Origin of the sequence: Denitrobacterium detoxificans, assembly GCF_001643775.1 — a bacterium.
Taxonomy (GTDB): Bacteria; Actinomycetota; Coriobacteriia; order Coriobacteriales; family Eggerthellaceae; genus Denitrobacterium; species Denitrobacterium detoxificans.
In genome coordinates this window covers 1,262,656-1,280,919 of sequence record NZ_CP011402.1, presented here as the reverse complement: position 1 = coordinate 1,280,919, position 18,264 = coordinate 1,262,656, and the positions used below count along the sequence as shown (strand labels likewise).

Genomic DNA, 18,264 nt, shown 5'->3' with positions numbered 1-18,264 from the left:
CATCGAAGATGTTGCCTGATGGCGTACGACCTACACGAGGCCCTGGGCGATCATGGCGTCGGCAATCTTCTTGAAGCCGGCGATATTAGCGCCAACAACGTAGTTGCCTTCGAAGCCATACTCGCGAGCAGCGTCGTCGGCGGCATGGTAAATGCTCTTCATGATGCCGTGCAGCTTCTCGTCGACTTCCTCGAACGTCCAGGACAGATGCTCGTGGTTCTGGCTCATCTCCAGGCCGGAGGTAGCAACGCCACCAGCGTTGGCAGCCTTGCCAGGCATGAACGTTACGCCGTTTTCCTGCAGGTAGGTGGTAGCGTCCATGGTGGTGGGCATGTTAGCGCCTTCGGCAACGACCTTGCAGCCATTAGCGGCAAGCTGCTTGGCATCGTCGATGAGCAGCTCATTCTGCGTAGCGCAGGGAAGCGCGATATCGCAGGGAATCTGCCATACGCCACGACCCTCGTGATACTCAACGCCCTCGGCGCGCTTTGCGTACTCGCTGATGCGGGCGCGCTCGACTTCCTTGATCTGCTTCAGCAGAGCAATGTCGATGCCCTGGGGAGCATGAATCCAACCCGTGGAGTCGGACACCGTTACAACGGTAGCACCCAGCTGCTGAGCCTTTTCCGCAGCGTAGATGGCAACGTTGCCGGAACCGGAAATGGTAACCGTCTTGCCCTCGAAGCTGTCGTCATGGCAGTTCAGGTATTCCTGCACGAAGTACACCAGGCCATAGCCGGTAGCTTCGGTACGGGCCAGAGAACCGCCGAAGGACAGGCCCTTGCCGGTGAGAACGCTGGACCATTCGTCGCGAATGCGCTTGTACTGGCCAAACAGGTAGCCGATCTCACGAGCGCCAGTACCGATGTCACCAGCGGGAACGTCGGTGTCGGGGCCGATGTGACGGCAGAGCTCGGTCATGAAGCTCTGGCAGAAGCGCATGACCTCGCGGTCGGACTTGCCCTTGGGGTCGAAGTCGGAGCCTCCCTTGCCGCCACCCATGGGCAGCGTGGTCAGGCTGTTCTTGAAGATCTGCTCGAAGCCGAGGAACTTCAGGATGGAGAGGTTAACCGAGGGATGCAGGCGCAGGCCACCCTTGTAGGGCCCCAGAGCGCTGTTGAACTGGATGCGGAAGCCGCGGTTCACATGGATGTTGCCCTCGTCGTCTTCCCAGGGAACGCGGAACATGACCACGCGCTCGGGCTCAACGATGCGCTCGAGCAGGGCCTTCTTCTGATACTCGGGATGAGCGTCGATGACAGGCTGGAGAGAGGTGAGGACCTCGGTGACAGCCTGGATAAACTCGGGCTGGTCGGCGTCCTTCGCCTTCACCATATCGATAACTTGCTGCGTGTAACTCAAGGTTACCTCCTTAGTGCGATTGCCAACGCGCACTATTATACGGCGGCACTTTCGCGTGATGTAGTGAAACAAGCTTTTAACGAATTATTAACGTCGCTGAAACAAAAGCGCGTTTTAGGAAATGACCTTTGAGGAAACGACGTTGCTGGGAGAAATGAGAATGACGCCGATCTTGCCAACGCAAGGAGAATCGACGCAATAGGCGCTGCCCAGCGTACCATCGAGCACGGAGCTCGTGTTGCGCTGCGTGGAAATGACGATGTCAATCCCGTTTACGCCAACGGAGCTACTGCAGAGAAGCTGAGCGTCGGGCGTAATGCATACGACGAAATCGACTTCCTGCCGCTCGAAGGCGCGGATGCTGTTCTGGTACATGCTGGCGTCTTCCAGGGAATCGACGCAGAGCACGCCAATACGCTTTGAACCAGCCTTCACAATGAGGCCCTCGTCGTACAACGCGGTATTGATGAGATCCAGGCTCACGACCGTGGCATTCTTTTCGTGGTAGCTGGCAAGAACGCTATAGCGCGTAACGGGCTTGGTGGTAGCCGCCGCTTCTTCAACCGTGGGAATATCGACGCCATCGAAAACGATGGCGGTATAGCCCTCCATAGAGCCCGTGGCGTCATCGATGGTGGTTGCTGCGGTATTCCAATTATGGCCAACATTGATGTACCAAATTCCGCCGCTGATCACTACGAAGATCAGCGCGACGAACACCATCAATGCTATTTTCTCTCGGGACCTTTGACTCATAGTCCACGATTATAAGCGCTTATGAAAGCATATTGGCGAGAAAACGCCCAGTATGGCTCTCATAACACGAGGCAACATCTTCTGGCGTGCCCTCGCACACGATTCCACCACCTCGCTCGCCACCTTCGGGACCCAAGTCGATGATATGGTCGGCGCATTTTATGACATCGAGATTATGCTCGACGATGAGCACGGTGTTGCCAGCGTCGACAAGACGCTGCAGCACGACGATGAGCTGGCGCACGTCCTCGAAGTGCAAACCCGTAGTGGGTTCGTCGAGAATGTAGAACGTCTTCCCCGTTTGCACGCGCTGCAGTTCGCTGGAAAGCTTTACGCGCTGGGCTTCGCCACCGGAAAGCGTGGTGGCGGGCTGGCCAAGGCGGATATAGCCCAGACCGACATCGTGCAACGTTTGCAGCTTGCGCGTAATACGCGGAATGCTCGAGAAGAATTCGAGCGCTTCGTCAACCGTCATGTCGAGCAGCTCGTAGACGTTCTTGCCGCGGTAGCGCACCTGCAGCGTTTCGCGATTGTAGCGCTGGCCGTTGCAGACCTCGCAGGGTACATACACGTCGGGCAGGAAGTGCATTTCGATTTTCACCTGGCCGTCGCCCTTGCAGGCTTCGCAACGACCGCCCGGAACGTTGAAACTAAAGCGACCCGGCGAATAGCCACGTGCCTTCGATTCCTGCGTAGATGCCATGAGCTTGCGAATATCGTCCCACAGGCCCACATAGGTGGCGGGGTTCGAACGCGGCGTACGGCCAATGGGCGATTGATCGATATCGACGACCTTGTCGAGCTTTTCAATGCCGGTAATCTTGCGATACTCGCCCGTACTGCGATGGGCGTGGTTCACACGATTGGCAAGCGCAGGAGCCAGCGTATCGGTGATAAGCGAGCTCTTCCCCGAGCCCGAAACGCCCGTAACCACCGTAAGCGTGCCGATGGGGATGCTTACGGTAAGATTGCGCAGGTTGTTGGCGCGACAACCCGAGATGGTTATTTTTCCGCGACGGGGGTTTCTGCGCTCTTCGGGAACGGAAATCTCACGTTTGCCCGTGAGGTACGCTGCGGTAAGCGAATCGGGGCAATGTACGATTTGCGCGGGCGTTCCCGCGGCAACCACTTCCCCGCCATGCTCGCCCGCACCGGGCCCCATGTCGATAACGTAATCGGCATGGCGAATGGTATCTTCGTCGTGCTCTACCACGACGACGGTATTGCCCAGGTCACGCAGGTGTTCCAACGTTCCGATAAGACGCTCGTTGTCGCGCTGGTGAAGGCCAATGGAAGGCTCGTCGAGAATATAGAGCACGCCCATAAGGCCCGCGCCAATCTGCGTTGCCAGGCGAATACGCTGCGCCTCGCCACCGGAAAGCGTAGCGGTAGCGCGTTCAAGCGTAAGGTAGTCGAGGCCCACATCGACCAGGAACTGAAGGCGGGAGCGAATCTCCTTTACGATGGGGTTCGCAATTTGGGCGTCGGGCCCATCAAAGGATAGGCAGTTGAAGAACGACAGCGAATCGCGCGCGGAAAGCTCGCAAACCTCGTGAATGTTCTTGCCATTCACCGTTACCGCCAGGATTTCCGGCTTCAGGCGCTTTCCACCGCAGGTAGCGCAGGGAACCACGGCAAAGTACTTCTCGTACTTCTCGCGCTGGCGATCGCTACTTGCCTCTTTGTAGCGATTCATGACCGCTGCGCGAATGCCCTCCCATTCGATGAACCAATACGTTTCGCGGCCGTCGACGGTGTGATAGTCGACGCGAACCTTTTCCTTTTCGGGCAAGCCTTCCATGAGGGCCTTCTGCGCCTTGCGCGAGAAATCCTCCCATGGAGTATCGGCGTCGTAACCCAGATGCTTGGCAACGGCGCGCAGCACCTGGGGATAATAATTGCCGCTGGAAAGCGGCGCTACAACGCCCTGGTTCAGCGAAAGCGAAGGATCGGGAATGATGAGACTGGGATCGACTTCCTCGCGGCTACCGATGCCCAGGCAGTCGGGACACGCACCATAGGGGGCATTGAAGCTGAAATCGCGCGGCTGCAGCTCGTCCATGGAATGGCCATGTTCGGGGCATGCCAAAGCCAAGCTGAACAGGTGATCCTCTTCCCCTTCTTCCTTCATGGTATGAATGACCACGCGGCCGTTTGCAAGACGCGTGGCCACCTCGACAGCCTCGGCGATGCGCGACGTGGCAGAGGACTTCAGCACTACGCGGTCGACGACGACCTCGATCGTATGCTTGAACTTCTTGTCGAGCTTCAAGCCCTCTTCTTCGTCGAGGCGCATAACCTCGCCATCGACACGCACGCGGGAAAAGCCCTCGGCGCGAATATCTTGAAACAGCTTGGTGAATTCGCCCTTGCGCCCAATGACCATGGGGGCCATGACAAGCGCGCGAACGTCTTCGCCCAGGGCCAGAATCTCGTCGGTAACCTGGTCGGTGGTTTGTTTCTTGATTTCCCTACCGCATTCCGGGCAATGCGGAACACCCACGCGGGCGAACAGAAGGCGCAGGTAGTCGTAGATTTCGGTGACGGTGCCCACCGTAGAGCGCGGATTCTTGCTCGTGGTCTTCTGATCAATGGAAACCGCAGGCGAAAGGCCGTCGATGCTATCAAGATCTGGCTTGCTCATTTGGCCCAGGAACATACGCGCGTAGCTGGAAAGGCTTTCAACGTAGCGACGCTGTCCTTCGGCGTAAATGGTGTCGAAAGCCAGGGAGCTCTTGCCCGAGCCCGAAAGACCCGTGATAACCACGAGCTTATCGCGCGGAATGGTTACGTCTATGTTCTTCAGATTGTGCTCGCGGGCACCTTTGATAACGATTGAATTCTGCGACATATAACCGCCTAACACATGCGTATTCGATAGGCTCATTTTATAGCCGTACGAACGCTATGGTCGGGTTGTTACCGCATCGCTAGAATACGAACACATGTACTATCCACGCGGGTGCGCGCTATGATGCACCTCACTCAGGCGACCCACGGAAAGATGCGTGTATATCTGCGTAGTGGAAAGACTTGCATGGCCAAGCATCTCCTGGACGCTACGCAAGTCGGCGCCACCCTCGAGCACATCGGTGGCGAAGGTATGCCGCATATCATGCGGCGTATAATGCGCATCGACGCCAGCTTCCACGAGCGTCTTGGCGAACATCTTGCGCATTGCGTCGGGCCCCATGCGATTTCCCCGCGTGGAAAGGAAGGCAAATCCTGGGTCGGGACGCTCCCCCAGCAATTCCGGACGTCCGAAATCGAAGTAGGCGCGCAAGCTGGAAAGAGAGAGTTCGTGCAGGGGCACGATGCGCTCCTTGTTGCCCTTGCCCACCATGCGAACCTGCATTTGCTGGAAGTCGACATCTTGGACCCGCAGGTTGCATGCCTCGGAAATACGCGCGCCGCATGCATAGAGGAATTCAAGAATCGCCTGGTCGCGAAGTTGAGATGGAGTTTGGTGTCGTGTATGCCCGTTGGCATCGATAGATCCATGCACGGAAAGGATGCGCGCCATATCAGCAGCGGGAATACGATGCGGCAGTCGCTTCGAAGCCCGTACCGATGGAATGACGTCAACGGGATTCGCTTCGATATGCTCGTTTACGACCATCCAGCGAAAGAAGCCACGCAGGCTGCTCAATCGCCTGTTCACCGTGCTGCGAGCATAGCGCGCGGCATCGAGTTCGCCCAGGTAGCGACGCAACTGCTTATGGGTAACGGCGCAGGGGTCCACATGAGCGCGAACCGCCCAACGGCCATACGCCTCGAGGTCGATGCGATAATTGCGCAGCGTATGAGCCGACACGTTCTCCTCGACGCGCAGCGACGTCAGATACGCGTCAACGCGTTCGGCAAACACAACGGGAAAATCGGATTCTTTTCCTTCCGAAGGATGCGTGACCATGGCCTACGCTTCGGAAGGGTCGATGGGGCCACGCAGGGCAATACCCAAAGACGCAAGCTGGCTACGATACTCCCCGAGCGCACGGTTGCCGCGCTCGGCATAGGCCGCATAGCGCTCGCCCTTGTTCCGGATTTTGCGCTCCAGGGGCGTCATGATGCCAAAGTTGACGTGCATGGGCTGATAATCGGACGTTTCCGGGTTACACGCATAGGAAAGGAGTGCGCCAAAGGCGGTTTCGGACGGAAGGGTCACGCCCTGTTTCCCCATAGGCTGGGAAAACACGGAGATAGCCGCATGAAGCCCCGAACGAATAGCCTCGCAATAGCCTTCGGTGCCCGCAACCTGCCCAGCCATGTACAGGGGCACGGAAAGTGGGTTGGAAACAACGCGAAGCGAAGTGTCGAGGATATGAGGCGCATCGACGAAGGTATTGCGATGCATCACGCCATAGCGCACGAATTCCGCATGCTCCAAGCCGGGAATGAGCCTGAATACGCGCTTCTGTTCGGGGAACGTGAGGTTCGTCTGAAATCCCACCAGATTGAAGCTCTGCCCATGGGCGTCTTCAGCGCGAAGCTGCAGTGCCGCCCAGGGGCGACGCCCCGTGCGCGGGTCGGTAAGGCCAACGGGCTTGAGCGGACCGAAGCGCGGCGCGTCGAAGCCCTTGCGGGCGATTTCCTCGATGGGCTGGCACGCCTGGAAAAGGTCACGCGTTTCGAAATCGCGCATAATGACCCGTTCGGCACCCACGAGCTCATGGGCAAAGGTCTCGTATTCTTCCTTCGAGAAGGGGGCGTTCAGATAATCGCCCACGCCTTCCTCGTAGCGGCTCTGGCGAAATACCTTTGTCATATCGAGCGAATCCGCCAGGACGATAGGCGCCGCTGCGTCGTAAAACGCAAGCGTGTCTTCCCCCGTGATGCCACGCAGCCACTCGGCTAGGGCATCGGAGGTAAGGGGCCCAGATGCCAGAATGACCGCGTCGGCATCGCACCCAACGGGTTCGGACATTCCGGCAAGGCATACGGAACCATCCTCGCGCAGCGAAACCACTTCGCCACGCACCAAGGTAATGCGATCGTTCGATTCAATAGCACGCGTCACCGATTCAGAGAAGTCTTCGCGGTTGACGGCAAGTGCCCCACCTGCAGAAACGCGATTGTCGAGGGCAGCCTCGTAAAGAAAGGAACCCAAGGCGGCCAATTCGCCCTTCAGCATGCCGGCAGCGCTTTCGGGTTTCATGCTCTTCAGCGAATTCGAGCAAACGAGCTCGGCGCACGCATCGCCCGTATGCACGGGCGTAGTGCGTTCGGGCCGCTGCTCGAAAAGCGTAACCGAGCAACCCAGGTGAGCCAGATAGAGAGCAGCCTCGCTGCCTGCAAGGCCCGCTCCGATTATGTTCACATTGCAAGTCATCGACGCGTGCTACCGTTCAAGCTCATCCTAGTAATTGCCAGCGAAAAACGTGCTGTCCTGAGGAAGCTCGTAACCAGGGAAATACGAAGCGAAATCGAGCTTCAGATAGTTGCAGAGGTTGGCAATTTCCGAGGCTTCGGTAGTTTGTGTGACAAGGGGCTAGCCTAGGCAGCAACGCTCTTCGCTCCCTTCACGCCCTTCTTCCTCGCCTTCACCGGGCGACCCGGGAGGCTGGGGCTGGCAGTCGCCGCACCTGAGCATGAGCAGGGCCACGAGGTTGTCGGTGTTGCGGAAGCCGTAGCCCATCCTCACCGTCACCTTGATCTTGTTGTTGATGGCCTCTACGCGCCCGTTGCTGATGCCGAGCTCGACTGCGGCGATGATGTCGTCGCGCCGGCGGCGCACCTTCTTCTCCACGGCGACGACCTTGGCGATCTTGCAGTAGGCGGCCCTGTGCATCCAGTCGTCGAGCAGCTCGGCGGCCTCGGAGCCGTCGGCTGCCCGGAAGACGGCCCGCAGGTCCTCCTTGAGCTCCCAGGCCCTGACCAGCCGCGAGCCGGCCCTCTTCTTGAGCGCCTCGAGCCTCGCCCTCTGGCCGTCGGTGAGGTCCTCGGGGTTCTTCACGAGCGCGTAGCGGCTGCCCTTGATGGAGGCCGCCTCCTCCTCGAGCGCCCTGACCTCCTCGGGCGGCAGCTCGCCTTTGGCAGGCCTGCCGCGCTTGCCCTCGGGCCTGGGCCTGGCGGCCCTGGCGGCGGCCCTGGCGGCGTTCCACTCCTCGCAGCGCACGGCGTCGAGCGCGTCGTTCATCCACTGGACCACGTGGAAGGGGTCCATGACCCACCTCGCGTTGGGGCAGCGGCGCTTGACCAGCTGCCTTATCCACCTCGCGCCGTCGGCGGTCACCACCTCTATGGCGCGCCTCTGCTCGCGCGTGAGCTCGTCGAGGAACAGGTTGAGCACGTCCTTGCCGGTGCCCTCGTGCGCCCAGATGAGGCAGCCGCGGTCGTGGTCGACGACCACCGTGACGTACTTGTGGCCCTTCTTGTACGACGTCTCGTCGATGCCGATGCGGCGCACGCCGTCGAACCTCGAGGCGCCGCGCGCGGCCTCCAGCTCGGCGTAGACGCGCCTGCACACGCCGCCCACGCTGTGCCACTCGACGCGGGCGAGCTCGGAGACCGCCGAGGCGGTGCAGCGGACCGCCAGCCACGCCACCCAGTCCTCGAAGTCACGCGTGAAGCGCGCCCCGTGCCGCGCCCAGGGGACGGCCTCGGTGCGCACGCCGTGCTCCGGGCAGCGCACCCTGCAGGGCGCGTACTCCAGGTAGCAGGCCGAGCGCGCCAGGTCCATCGCCCTCCACAGCCTGGGGGCCCCGCGGTTCGCCATGTCGTAGAAGTCGCAGGCCCTGCCGCATACGGGGCAGCGGCGCTGCTCGCGCTTGTAGGGCCGGACGCTCACGACGATGCGCTCGGCCTCGATGCGCGCGCCCAGGACGACCGTGCGGGCCAGACCGAGGGCGAGAAGTAGTAGACTCTTCATGCGTCACACCTCTTCGGTTGTCTGAATTTGGCTTAGCAATCATAGGCGGATGACGCGGAAACGGCCCCTCCCGGGGCCGTTTCAGTTCCAGATCGTTGTTTTCGCCCGCTGAGCTGGGCCTATGCCGGAATCTCTCCCACAGAAACCACCGAAGAGCCCAATTTCCACCATGGTGCCGTCGTTAACGGGAATGCCGTTTTCGCGACGTTCCTTTTCGGCAAGCACTTCCTTTTCGCCATGCGTGTAAATGCGCTCGGCGCCTTCGGCCTTGGGCGCATTGCGCAGCTCTTCCATAAATTCGGACAGGTGCGCGCGAATGGCATCGGGATCGCCGAAGTATGCGGGATTGATGGCCATGAAGCCGTGGCAGATGCCAGTCTTGTCGTCGAACGTGCAGCAGGAGCTGGAGAATACGCCCTGGGAAAGAATGGAGCTAAACAGCTCGCAGACCATACCGTAACCATAGCCCTTATGGCTACCAAGCTTTTCGGTGTTGCCACCCAGGGGCATGATGCCGCCGCCGTTCTTCTCGACGATGTTCTTCAGCACGCGCGGCGCTTCGGAGCAGGGATTGCCATTCTCGTCGAGCGCCCAGCCCTCGGGCAGCGCTTCCCCGCGCTTGTTATAGATTTCCAGCTTGCCACGCGTAACGACGGACGTGGAGCTATCGAACCAGAACGGATACGGATCGGCAGGCATGGCAATGGCGATAGGGTTCGAACCAAGCATGGCCTTGCGTGCGAAGGTGGGAACCATGATGGCTTCGGAATTCGTGCAGCTGAAGCCCATAAGGCCCTCGTCAACGGCCATCTTAGCGTAGTAACCAGCGATGCCGTAATGGTTCGAATTGCGCACGCTCACAATTCCAACGCCCGACTGCTTGGCCTTTTCGATAGCCTTGGTCATGGCAAAATGAGACACGAGCTGGCCCATGCCGTTATGACCGTCGATAACGGCGGAAATAGGGGTATCGAATACGACTTCGGGCTTCTCCTGGGGGTGGATAGTGCCCTTTTCAATGCCCTTGTGATAGCGAACCATGCGCTGCATGCCGTGGCTTTCGATGCCAAACAAATCGGCGGTGAGCAGAACGTCCTTGATGATGTTGCCGTCTTCCTCGGAAAAACCGAAGGCGGAGAAGACATCCCCGCAGAAACGATCGAGCGTATCGAAACTCCACTTCACGTAACCCATAGCGCACCTTTCGCATGATTGAATTCAGTGGGCACATTATACGGCCGCATATACCAGCTCACGCGAGGATTGAAAACTCTACGTGAAGAGAATACACCGCGCTAAAGTACGCCTATCCGCTTGGGACCATATCTTCCATCGGGATATCGGGCAATAACGCCATCACGTTCCAGTTCGGCTACGCGCTTCTGCACACGCACCCTGGCATCGCCCGAAACAGTGCCCGCTTCGCCCATGACGCGGATAAGCCTATCCATGCGCATCGGTTCGGCCAACAGGGCCCGTAGCACCGGGTCGGCCTTCCCCTTCGAGTGCTTCTTGGAAGGTTCGACATGCGAAAAGCTCAGCATGCCAAAGGTGGAAAGCAGGTAGTCTTCAAACGATTCCCTATCCACCACGGGCGTGGCACCCTGGTAGAGCAGGCGATTCGAGCCAGCAGAGGTTGGTGACGTAATAGCGCCTGGCACTACGAGCACGTCCCTATTCGCCTGAAGAGCCTCATCTGCCGTGGAAAAGGTACCCGAGGGAAGCCCCGCCTCCACGATGAGCGTGGCGCGGGCAAGGCCAGCTATCAGGCGATTTCTCAGCCTGAAAGCATAGGGAACCGCAGGGAATTCCCATGGCTGTTCCGAGACGATGGCACCACCCGCATCGACGATACGCTGGAACAAGCCGTAATTGTTCGCGGGATAGACCTGGTCGCATCCGCCACCCAGAAACGCCACCGTTGGCGCGCCTTCCCGCAGGGCGGCTTCATGGGCGCGCGAATCGCACCCCCGAGCACCACCCGAGATAATGGAAATACCAACACGTGCCGCCATGCCGCCGAATTCGTCTACGCAGGCCAAGCCATACGGCGTGGCCTTCCGCGCCCCCACGATAGCCAAACCCTCCTGGAGCGCTGCAGGGTTTCCGATTACGTACAACTCGTTCGGTGGATGTGGAATAGCCCTAAGCTGTGCAGGGAAATCGGCCTCGCTGGCGCGCAATACCACGCGCTCCCCCTTCAGCTTGGGGCCAGAATAGCCACGAAAGCCCATGCGCTTCTGATCGAGCTTCGCCTGCGCCTCCGTAGGAATCTCGAACGCGCTCGTCATGCTGCAGCCCCAATCTGTGAACGCACGCGCAAGCTGAACGCTTCGGCTATATGGTCGTCGGTAACGCGCACGCTTTGTTCGATATCGGCAATGGTGCGAGCAACGGAAAGAACGCGCATGATGCCCCTACCCGAAAGAATATGCGCCTCGGCCATGCCCTTGAAAAAGCGTTCGGTCTCCCCTTCCATCATGCAGGCACGCAACATGTCGTGCGTGGAGACAGCCAGGGGCGCATCGCTTCGTCGCCATCTTTCATATGCAAACTCCCTACCTGCAAGAACACCCTCACGAAGCGTAGCCGAATCGAGGCTAGAGCCGGATGACACGACGTCTTCGTAATCGCTGCGCCAAACATCGAGACAGATATCGATGCGGTCGATGAGGGGACCGCCAATGCGATTCTGGTAATCGCTGACGCGCGCGGGAGAACAGGTGCAAGATATCTTCTCGTCACCGAAATAGCCGCACGGACACGGATTGCTTGCCGCGACCAACATGAATCGCGCGGGCATTTCAACGTTGCCGTTGGCGCGCGTGATGGTAATGCGCCCCGATTCCAAGGGTTGCCGAATGGACTGCAGCACATGACCCGAGAACTCGCCCAACTCGTCTAGGAACAGTACGCCATTATGCGCAAGCGTAAGCTCACCTGGGCGAATAACGGATCCGCCTCCAACCAAGCCAGCCATTGTCGCGGAATGATGGGGAGACCTGAACGGCCGAACGCCGCGAAGAATCGCCGACACGTCCTCCCCCGCAACCGAATGGACGCAGGCAGTTTCCATAATCTCGCGCTCGGAAAGCGGAGGAAGGATGCTGGGTAGACGAGAAGCAAGCATGGTCTTGCCCGAACCCGGAGGCCCCATAAGCAATACGCCATGATTGCCGGCAGCGGCAATCTGCATGGCGCGCTTCTCGAACTCATGGCCGCCAATGTCAGCATAATCGGGTTCTATGGCGAGCATCAGCCCGCAGGTGGAACACGGATGCTCGAATTCTCCCGTGGAAAACGCTCCCAGATGCCGCAAAACCACGATGTCATTGTTGGAATCATCGGGAAAGCACGCCACATCGGAATGCGGGCAAAGCAACTTTACGCCAAGGTCACGCGCGCATAGAAGATACGCGAGCATGCCGGGTATGGGGCGCACGCCTCCCTCGAGCGAAAGCTCGCCTACAACCAGCGCATCACTCACAATGCTCGGCTCAATCTGTCCGGTTGCCACGAGCAGCGCAACGGCGATGGGCAAATCGAACCCCGAACCCGTCTTTCTAAGCGAGCCAGGAGCAAGGTTCACCACCACTTTTTCACGCGGCATGGTGTAGCCGCATGCCTTGATGGCAGACCGAATGCGTTCGCGCGCTTCCTGGATAGCGGCATCGGGCATGCCGACGATGGCAAAGCCGGGGATGCCGCTAGTGATGGCGACTTCTACAGAGACCGGGATGGCCTTTACACCCACGATGGTGGCGCTCATGACGCTACATTGCTTCCGCGTCATGCTAGTGCTCGCATTCGCGTCCGAACGCGTTCTTGTGAAAGCGGAGGAACGCACGATTGTTATCGCCAACCAGAATCGAGATGATATCGAAGTAAACGTCGCATTCATCTTCGTCGATTCCGCGGTCACACAGATATATCTCCGCCATGCGTTCGTATTTCTGACGCTTCTTCTCGTCGACCGCCTCTGCGGGGAAACCACGACGCTCGCTCATGCGCGTCTTCACCTCGATGAAATGAAGACCATTTTCGTCAGCCGCTACAATGTCGGCCTCTCCTGCAGGACAACGCCAATTGCGCGCCAGAACGTTGTAGCCTCGTTGACTTAGGTAGGCGGCAGCGGCATCTTCGCCCCGTTTACCCAATTCGATATTGTGGCTCGACGACGATGACTCGGATTTGGCCTCATCCGTTGCGCCAAAGACATGATTTACGGTATTCGCCTTTTCCATATGGACCCCTTTCTACATGGGGTCCAAGGTACGTGTACGCTCTAACGAAGCGATACGTTATTCATCGCAGAATCGTCGCCAAAGCGTCGCGCAAAGCTTGCAAGACTAGAAGAGCTTATCCTGAACGAACGCAGTGCAGAACGAAGCACGATGAATGGGCGAAAGCCCATATTGCTTGATGGCTTCAATATGAGCGGCGGAACCATAGCCCTTGTTGCCATCGAAACCATATTCAGAATACTCATTAGCATACTGAACCATAAGCGCATCACGTTCCACCTTGGCAATGATGGAGGCAGCCGAAATGCTCGCACAGCGAGCATCGCCCTTTACGACGTTGATTTCGCGGCTATCGAGATGAAGCGCATTGCCGTCAAGCAAAACGACTTGAACGTCTACGCCCTTGTCCTCGATGTCGCGAATAGCCGCGGAAAAAGCCGCACGCAACGAAGCCGTCATGCCGTTTTCATCTATATCGCGCGGCTGAATGTATTGAATGGACCAGGCAAGCGCCTGCTCCTTGATTTGTGCTGCGAGCTCTTCCCTTCGCTGAGGGGTAAGCTGCTTCGAATCATTCAGCCCATAGATGACGGGCTCCTTCGGCAGAACCACCGCGCCAACGGTAAGGGGACCCGCAAGCGGGCCGCGACCAACTTCGTCCAGGCCCACGAGCAGCTTTCCAGACGCAAGCTCGTCTTGGAAGGAATACATGCCCTCCACGCGCTCCCGTTCGACTCGTTCCGCCTCGATGCGACGACGCGCGCTGGCAAGTGCCCGTTGAACGGTCTTGCGCGTATCGGCAGCAAGCGAGCGCTCGAGCGTAGACAGTTCGGCTTCGTCTGCTACGCGTAGACGATCGACGATATCCTGTGCGGTATGGAAATTCTGCTTCATCAACGTTCCCCTTGCATAAAAGAAGGGGCCTGCAAGCAGGCCCCCGAACATCCCAATGGCGTGTTAAGCCTAGAATGCCTTTTCCTTGATCTTGGCAGCTTTGCCAACCTTGTCACGCAGGTAGTAGAGCTTGGCGCGACGAACATCACCGTGACGGACAACCTCGATCTTGTCGATCTTGGGGGAATGCACGGGGAAGGTACGCTCAACGCCAATGGAGAAGCTGATCTTACGAACCGTGAAGGTCTCGCGGTTGCTAGCGCCATGACGACGGATGACGTCGCCCTGGAAAACCTGGATACGCTCGCGGTTACCCTCGGTAATACGATAGTGCACCTTTACGGTATCGCCCACATGAAACTCAGGAATGTCCTGCTTGATTTGCTGCTGTTCAATAGCGCGAATGATATCCATTGTTCGTTGTCCTTCTATTTTTGCAATTCAAAACTGAATGTCCGGTAAAGACGCGATTGAAAAGTATAACGCCCTAACCTTGGTTCTGCAAGAAGCAGTTCCTGGTTATGAAGGTTTTGGGAGCTGGACTTATCCCCCAAAGCTTCGACCGCCCCAACGGTTTAGAACTAGCGGCACCATGCACGCTGCTTACAGCAGGGTTAGTATCGCATATACCGCAACGCCAGCGAGGGCACACCAAATCAACGAGCGGGTTTTCCACGCAACAACCACGACAACGGCAGCGCTCAGCAGGGGCATGACACCCTGCCACACTCCCGCGTCGAACATTGTGGGCGAAAGCAGGTCGTTCGCGACGAGCGCGGCAAACGCAGCAGGCGGGATAAGGAAGAGCGCCGTCTGCACGTTACGCGGCAAATCGCGCCCCTTCAGAGCAAATATGGGTACGCAGCGGCAGAGCACGATAGCCACCAGGCACAATCCATAGATGAGCAGAAACTCAGACCAGCTCACGATGACCTCCAATTCGGCGGAAGAGCATTCCGCAGGCAACGCCTAGGCAGGCGCCAAGCAAGATGGCAGCCCCCGAAAGGCCAATGAGCTTGAACAGAAACACGCCCACAAAGGATGCGACGACCACGACGATATTGGTTCGATCGAACTTCTGCGTAACGAGCAGGCAGATGAAGATCGAGGTCATGGCAAAGGAGGCAATGGCAGTGGGTATGGAGAGGGCGTCTCCTATAAGCACACCCACGGAATTGGAAAGCGCCCAGGTGGTCATGCACAGCAAGTTAACGAGCGTAGCCTGCGCCGGACGCCAGCCACCCTGCCTGAACAAACCCATGTTCACGCCAAAGCTCTCGTCGGTGACCGTGGCGGAAAACAGGAAGGTAAGCCACTTCTTTACGCCGGCAAAATACGGCGCGAACGCAGTGGAATACAGCATCTGGCGCGTATTTACGAACGAGACCGACGCTACGATTGCGGAAACGGGATTTCCCGCAAGCCACATGCTGGACACCATGAACTGGCCGGCACCAGAATAGAACGTCATGCTCACGGCGAATGCCATGAGCGCATTGAGCCCAACCGAGCTTTCCATGATTCCGCACGGGACGCCGATACCGACGTAGCCAGCCATAACGGGAATAGCCGCCTTGAGCGCGCTTGAGAATGTGTCTTTCCTAACCATACCTGGGTAGTATAGACATTGCCCTCTACGGGCGATACACGATTTTAGCTCCTATAGCCGAAGACCATATACCGACCTCATCAAGCTGAACGCGCGGAGGCAAGGCAGGATCCAAACGCCAGAAAATAACGCGCGCCAGGTGCTCCATGGTAGCGGGCAGAGCATCGAAAGGCTCTTGCCGGGAAAGATCGGCGCCATCAAGGCCATCGATAACATCGGCGAGCATCTGCTGCATGGTCCCCAACGAGATGACGCGACCTTGCGCGTCAAGCTCTTCCGAGGACACGCGCGCTTCCACGCTCCACGTAACGGGGTCACCGGTAGGAGTGATCTGCTCGAAGCGACTCTTGATGGTGAGCTCGTAATAGCCACCCTTGTACAGGAACGACGCATCGGGGCTGAAAACAGACTCAATTGGAGACTCCGCCTCGTCACGTACCTGGAAGAGCGTATCCTGACCAGCGTCGAGAGGCACCGCATAGGATCCACTATGCGAGCGCTCGTCAAGAGCCTCGCACGCCAATTCGTTCAGGGCGTGATTTTCGGCGCGGCGAATGCGCGTAATCGAAAACGATTCGAAGCGTCCAGCCAAATCGGACGCCTTGCGATACAGGGGAACTAGATCGGCCGTCTTCACCTTCAGCGCGCCGCCCATCTGCAGGGCCACGAGCTGGCTATCACAGCGCACATCAACGGCGGTAAACCCGCTTGCCAGGGCATTCTGCATGCCCCAAATGAGCGCCATGTAAGCCGCAATGTTGTTCGTGGCATCGCCCAGGTACCAGGCACCATGCGACACTTCCCCACCCGATTCAGATAGCAAGGCGAAAGCGCACGCAGAAGGGCCCGGATTGCCGTGAGAGGCGCCGTCTATGTAGAGAACGCCCGTAGACACTAGTCGATGAGCAGCAGGCGACGGCAATGGGGACACTGCGAAATGGGGGCTTCACGCTTGATCTGCAGAAGCCTATTCGCCTCGATGACGTTGCGACAGGCAGAGCAGCGCGTGTCGTCGAGCTTTGCGATGGCAACGCCGCCACAACGCTCGAGCGCAGCTTCGTACGTGGAAAGCAGCGGCTCGTGCACGAGCTTTACCTGGGAGGCGCGCTCGGAGTCGGCCTGTGCGATCTCGTTCTGAAGACGAGCGGTCTCGGTGCGGAACTGCTCAGTAAGCTTGGTTTCCTGCGAGGAGAGCGTAGCTACGACCTTGCCAGCCTGCTCGGCAACCGAGCGGATTTCCTCGATCTTCTTGTCAAGCTTGCCCATTTCGAACTCGAGCGTCTCGCGGCGCTTGCGCATCCCGTCGAGATCACGCGTGAGGGACGTAACGCTACGGTAATCGCCCTGCACCTCGTTGATCTTCGCCTGCGTTTCGCGCTGCTTGCCCTCGAGCTGCTCGTCCTCTTCGGAATAGCGATTCATCTGCTCTTCGGCCTTGGCCAGAATGGCTTCCACCTGCGCACGCTTGGCGTCGGCCTGAGCACGCTTGTGGCGGATTTCGGCGATCTTCTTCCCATGAGGAAGAGACTCGACCTCCATACGGGCACGCAGCCGGCGGCGATCGATGTCCTGCAGGGATTCGAGGGCTTGAATCTGTTCAGCTGTAGCCTGCATGCTTCCTACTTTCTCACCGCTTCGGGTGTTAGCCAATTGCAGTTCTGGTCGATGATATGCATAGCCGTACGAGCCATGCCAATTTCCTCTAGCGCATCGGCGAGCACGAGACACAGCGGCAATTCGCTGACATCATGCCCAAGCTCGATGATTCCCAATCCCGCCTCTGCTGCGGGAAGAGCGTCATGATAGCGTATCTCGCCGCAAATTAGCACATCATGGCCCCGTTCAACACATATCTGGGCCAAATCTCCCTGCGAGCCCGTACACGTAACGACGCTCTGGACGCGCATATCGAAATCACCCCACACGCGCGGGATACGTCCAAACACGGAAACGCAGCGCGCAGCAAGGGTGCGCAGCGTAATCGATTCCTCATTGGGATAGCAAAGATGGCCATATCCCCGCTGAGATTCGGGGTAGACGACATCGACGATGCCCTGGAACGAAAGCCCAAGCATTGAAGAAATCAGCTGGGGCACGCGCGGATTAACGTCGAGCGCGGTATGGAAGTTCATGAGGGCAACGCCCAACCTGGCAGCTTCGAACACCACGGAACCAGGCGAAACAACGCTCTGAGAAGCGGGCGTGAACGATTCGGGGGCCTCGATGAACACGGGATGATGCGTAAGCAGAAGCTGGCACCCCATACGATGAGCCTGGCGTACCGCGGAAAGCGTGGGGTCGAGAGCAATGCCCACATTCGTTACCCGAACGGAAGGGTCTCCCACAAGCAGGCCCATCTTGTCCCAGGATTCCGCCTGGTTTTTCGGAAAGAGCGAAAGCAGGGCGCGCTCGATGTCGCCAACCGTAAAGGAACCAGTACCGGGCACGCTTAGCGTCTCGGCATGAACGGGCGCCAAATCATGGGCGCCGTTGGTAGAACTCTTCGTGCTATTGACCATTGGATCAACCCC

General features: G+C 58.5%; 17 protein-coding genes. All 17 read right to left on the bottom strand.

Translation table 11 applies throughout. From position 1 onward, the window contains the following. Nucleotides 1-30 precede the first annotated feature (30 nt). Nucleotides 31-1,335 (bottom strand): NADP-specific glutamate dehydrogenase, encoded by a 1,305-nt coding sequence (gdhA, locus tag AAY81_RS05470; protein ID WP_240480636.1) that lies wholly within the window; start codon nt 1,333-1,335, stop codon nt 31-33. A 141-nt stretch (nt 1,336-1,476) separates the two neighbouring features. Further along, nucleotides 1,477-2,085 carry a hypothetical protein gene (locus AAY81_RS05465; RefSeq protein ID WP_066662398.1) on the bottom strand — a complete coding sequence of 203 codons (609 nt, stop codon included), beginning with the start codon at nt 2,083-2,085 and terminating at the stop codon, nt 1,477-1,479. Between the two features lie 52 nt (nt 2,086-2,137). Continuing rightward, a complete protein-coding gene (gene uvrA / locus AAY81_RS05460) occupies nt 2,138-4,969 on the bottom strand; it encodes an excinuclease ABC subunit UvrA (RefSeq protein ID WP_066662395.1) in 2,832 nt (943 codons plus the stop codon). Nucleotides 4,970-5,068: 99 nt separating this feature from the next. Continuing rightward, nucleotides 5,069-6,031, bottom strand: coding sequence for a tyrosine recombinase XerC (locus tag AAY81_RS05455; protein ID WP_066662393.1), 963 nt, complete (start codon nt 6,029-6,031; stop codon nt 5,069-5,071). 3 nt (nt 6,032-6,034) lie between these two features. Next, on the bottom strand, nt 6,035-7,435 hold the full coding sequence (trmFO, locus tag AAY81_RS05450) for a methylenetetrahydrofolate--tRNA-(uracil(54)-C(5))-methyltransferase (FADH(2)-oxidizing) TrmFO (RefSeq protein WP_420838402.1): 1,401 nt from the start codon (nt 7,433-7,435) through the stop codon (nt 6,035-6,037). Between the two features lie 171 nt (nt 7,436-7,606). Further along, on the bottom strand, nt 7,607-8,986 hold the full coding sequence (locus AAY81_RS05445; RefSeq protein WP_066662389.1) for an ISL3 family transposase: 1,380 nt from the start codon (nt 8,984-8,986) through the stop codon (nt 7,607-7,609). 81 nt (nt 8,987-9,067) lie between these two features. Further along, the gene (locus tag AAY81_RS05440; protein ID WP_066662387.1) at nt 9,068-10,180 is read right to left on the bottom strand and encodes an Ldh family oxidoreductase; all 1,113 of its coding nucleotides are present in this window, start codon (nt 10,178-10,180) and stop codon (nt 9,068-9,070) included. Between the two features lie 101 nt (nt 10,181-10,281). Continuing rightward, the gene (gene dprA / locus AAY81_RS05435; RefSeq protein WP_240480554.1) at nt 10,282-11,277 is read right to left on the bottom strand and encodes a DNA-processing protein DprA; all 996 of its coding nucleotides are present in this window, start codon (nt 11,275-11,277) and stop codon (nt 10,282-10,284) included. Next, nucleotides 11,274-12,779 carry a YifB family Mg chelatase-like AAA ATPase gene (locus AAY81_RS05430; RefSeq protein ID WP_066662385.1) on the bottom strand — a complete coding sequence of 502 codons (1,506 nt, stop codon included), beginning with the start codon at nt 12,777-12,779 and terminating at the stop codon, nt 11,274-11,276. The genes dprA and AAY81_RS05430 overlap by 4 nt, the downstream gene beginning before the upstream one ends. Nucleotide 12,780: 1 nt before the next feature. Further along, nucleotides 12,781-13,230: a YraN family protein gene (locus AAY81_RS05425; protein WP_066662382.1), complete on the bottom strand. Its 450-nt coding sequence runs from the start codon at nt 13,228-13,230 to the stop codon at nt 12,781-12,783. A gap of 105 nt (nt 13,231-13,335) precedes the next feature. Beyond that, nucleotides 13,336-14,124 carry a ribonuclease HII gene (locus tag AAY81_RS05420; protein WP_066662379.1) on the bottom strand — a complete coding sequence of 263 codons (789 nt, stop codon included), beginning with the start codon at nt 14,122-14,124 and terminating at the stop codon, nt 13,336-13,338. A gap of 69 nt (nt 14,125-14,193) precedes the next feature. Further along, nucleotides 14,194-14,538, bottom strand: a complete 345-nt coding sequence (rplS, locus tag AAY81_RS05415; protein WP_066662376.1) for a 50S ribosomal protein L19 — start codon at nt 14,536-14,538, stop codon at nt 14,194-14,196. 189 nt (nt 14,539-14,727) lie between these two features. After that, nucleotides 14,728-15,051 carry an AzlD domain-containing protein gene (locus tag AAY81_RS05410; protein WP_177168523.1) on the bottom strand — a complete coding sequence of 108 codons (324 nt, stop codon included), beginning with the start codon at nt 15,049-15,051 and terminating at the stop codon, nt 14,728-14,730. Then, complete coding sequence (locus AAY81_RS05405) at nt 15,038-15,733, bottom strand: AzlC family ABC transporter permease (RefSeq protein WP_066662373.1); 696 nt, start codon at nt 15,731-15,733, stop codon at nt 15,038-15,040. The genes AAY81_RS05410 and AAY81_RS05405 overlap by 14 nt, the downstream gene beginning before the upstream one ends. Before the next feature lie 25 nt (nt 15,734-15,758). After that, nucleotides 15,759-16,664 (bottom strand): reverse transcriptase-like protein, encoded by a 906-nt coding sequence (locus AAY81_RS05400; RefSeq protein ID WP_082867880.1) that lies wholly within the window; start codon nt 16,662-16,664, stop codon nt 15,759-15,761. After that, the gene (locus AAY81_RS05395) at nt 16,628-17,347 is read right to left on the bottom strand and encodes a zinc ribbon domain-containing protein (RefSeq protein ID WP_066662360.1); all 720 of its coding nucleotides are present in this window, start codon (nt 17,345-17,347) and stop codon (nt 16,628-16,630) included. The genes AAY81_RS05400 and AAY81_RS05395 overlap by 37 nt, the downstream gene beginning before the upstream one ends. 5 nt (nt 17,348-17,352) lie before the next feature. Then, nucleotides 17,353-18,252 carry a Nif3-like dinuclear metal center hexameric protein gene (locus AAY81_RS05390; protein ID WP_066662358.1) on the bottom strand — a complete coding sequence of 300 codons (900 nt, stop codon included), beginning with the start codon at nt 18,250-18,252 and terminating at the stop codon, nt 17,353-17,355. Nucleotides 18,253-18,264 lie beyond the last annotated feature (12 nt).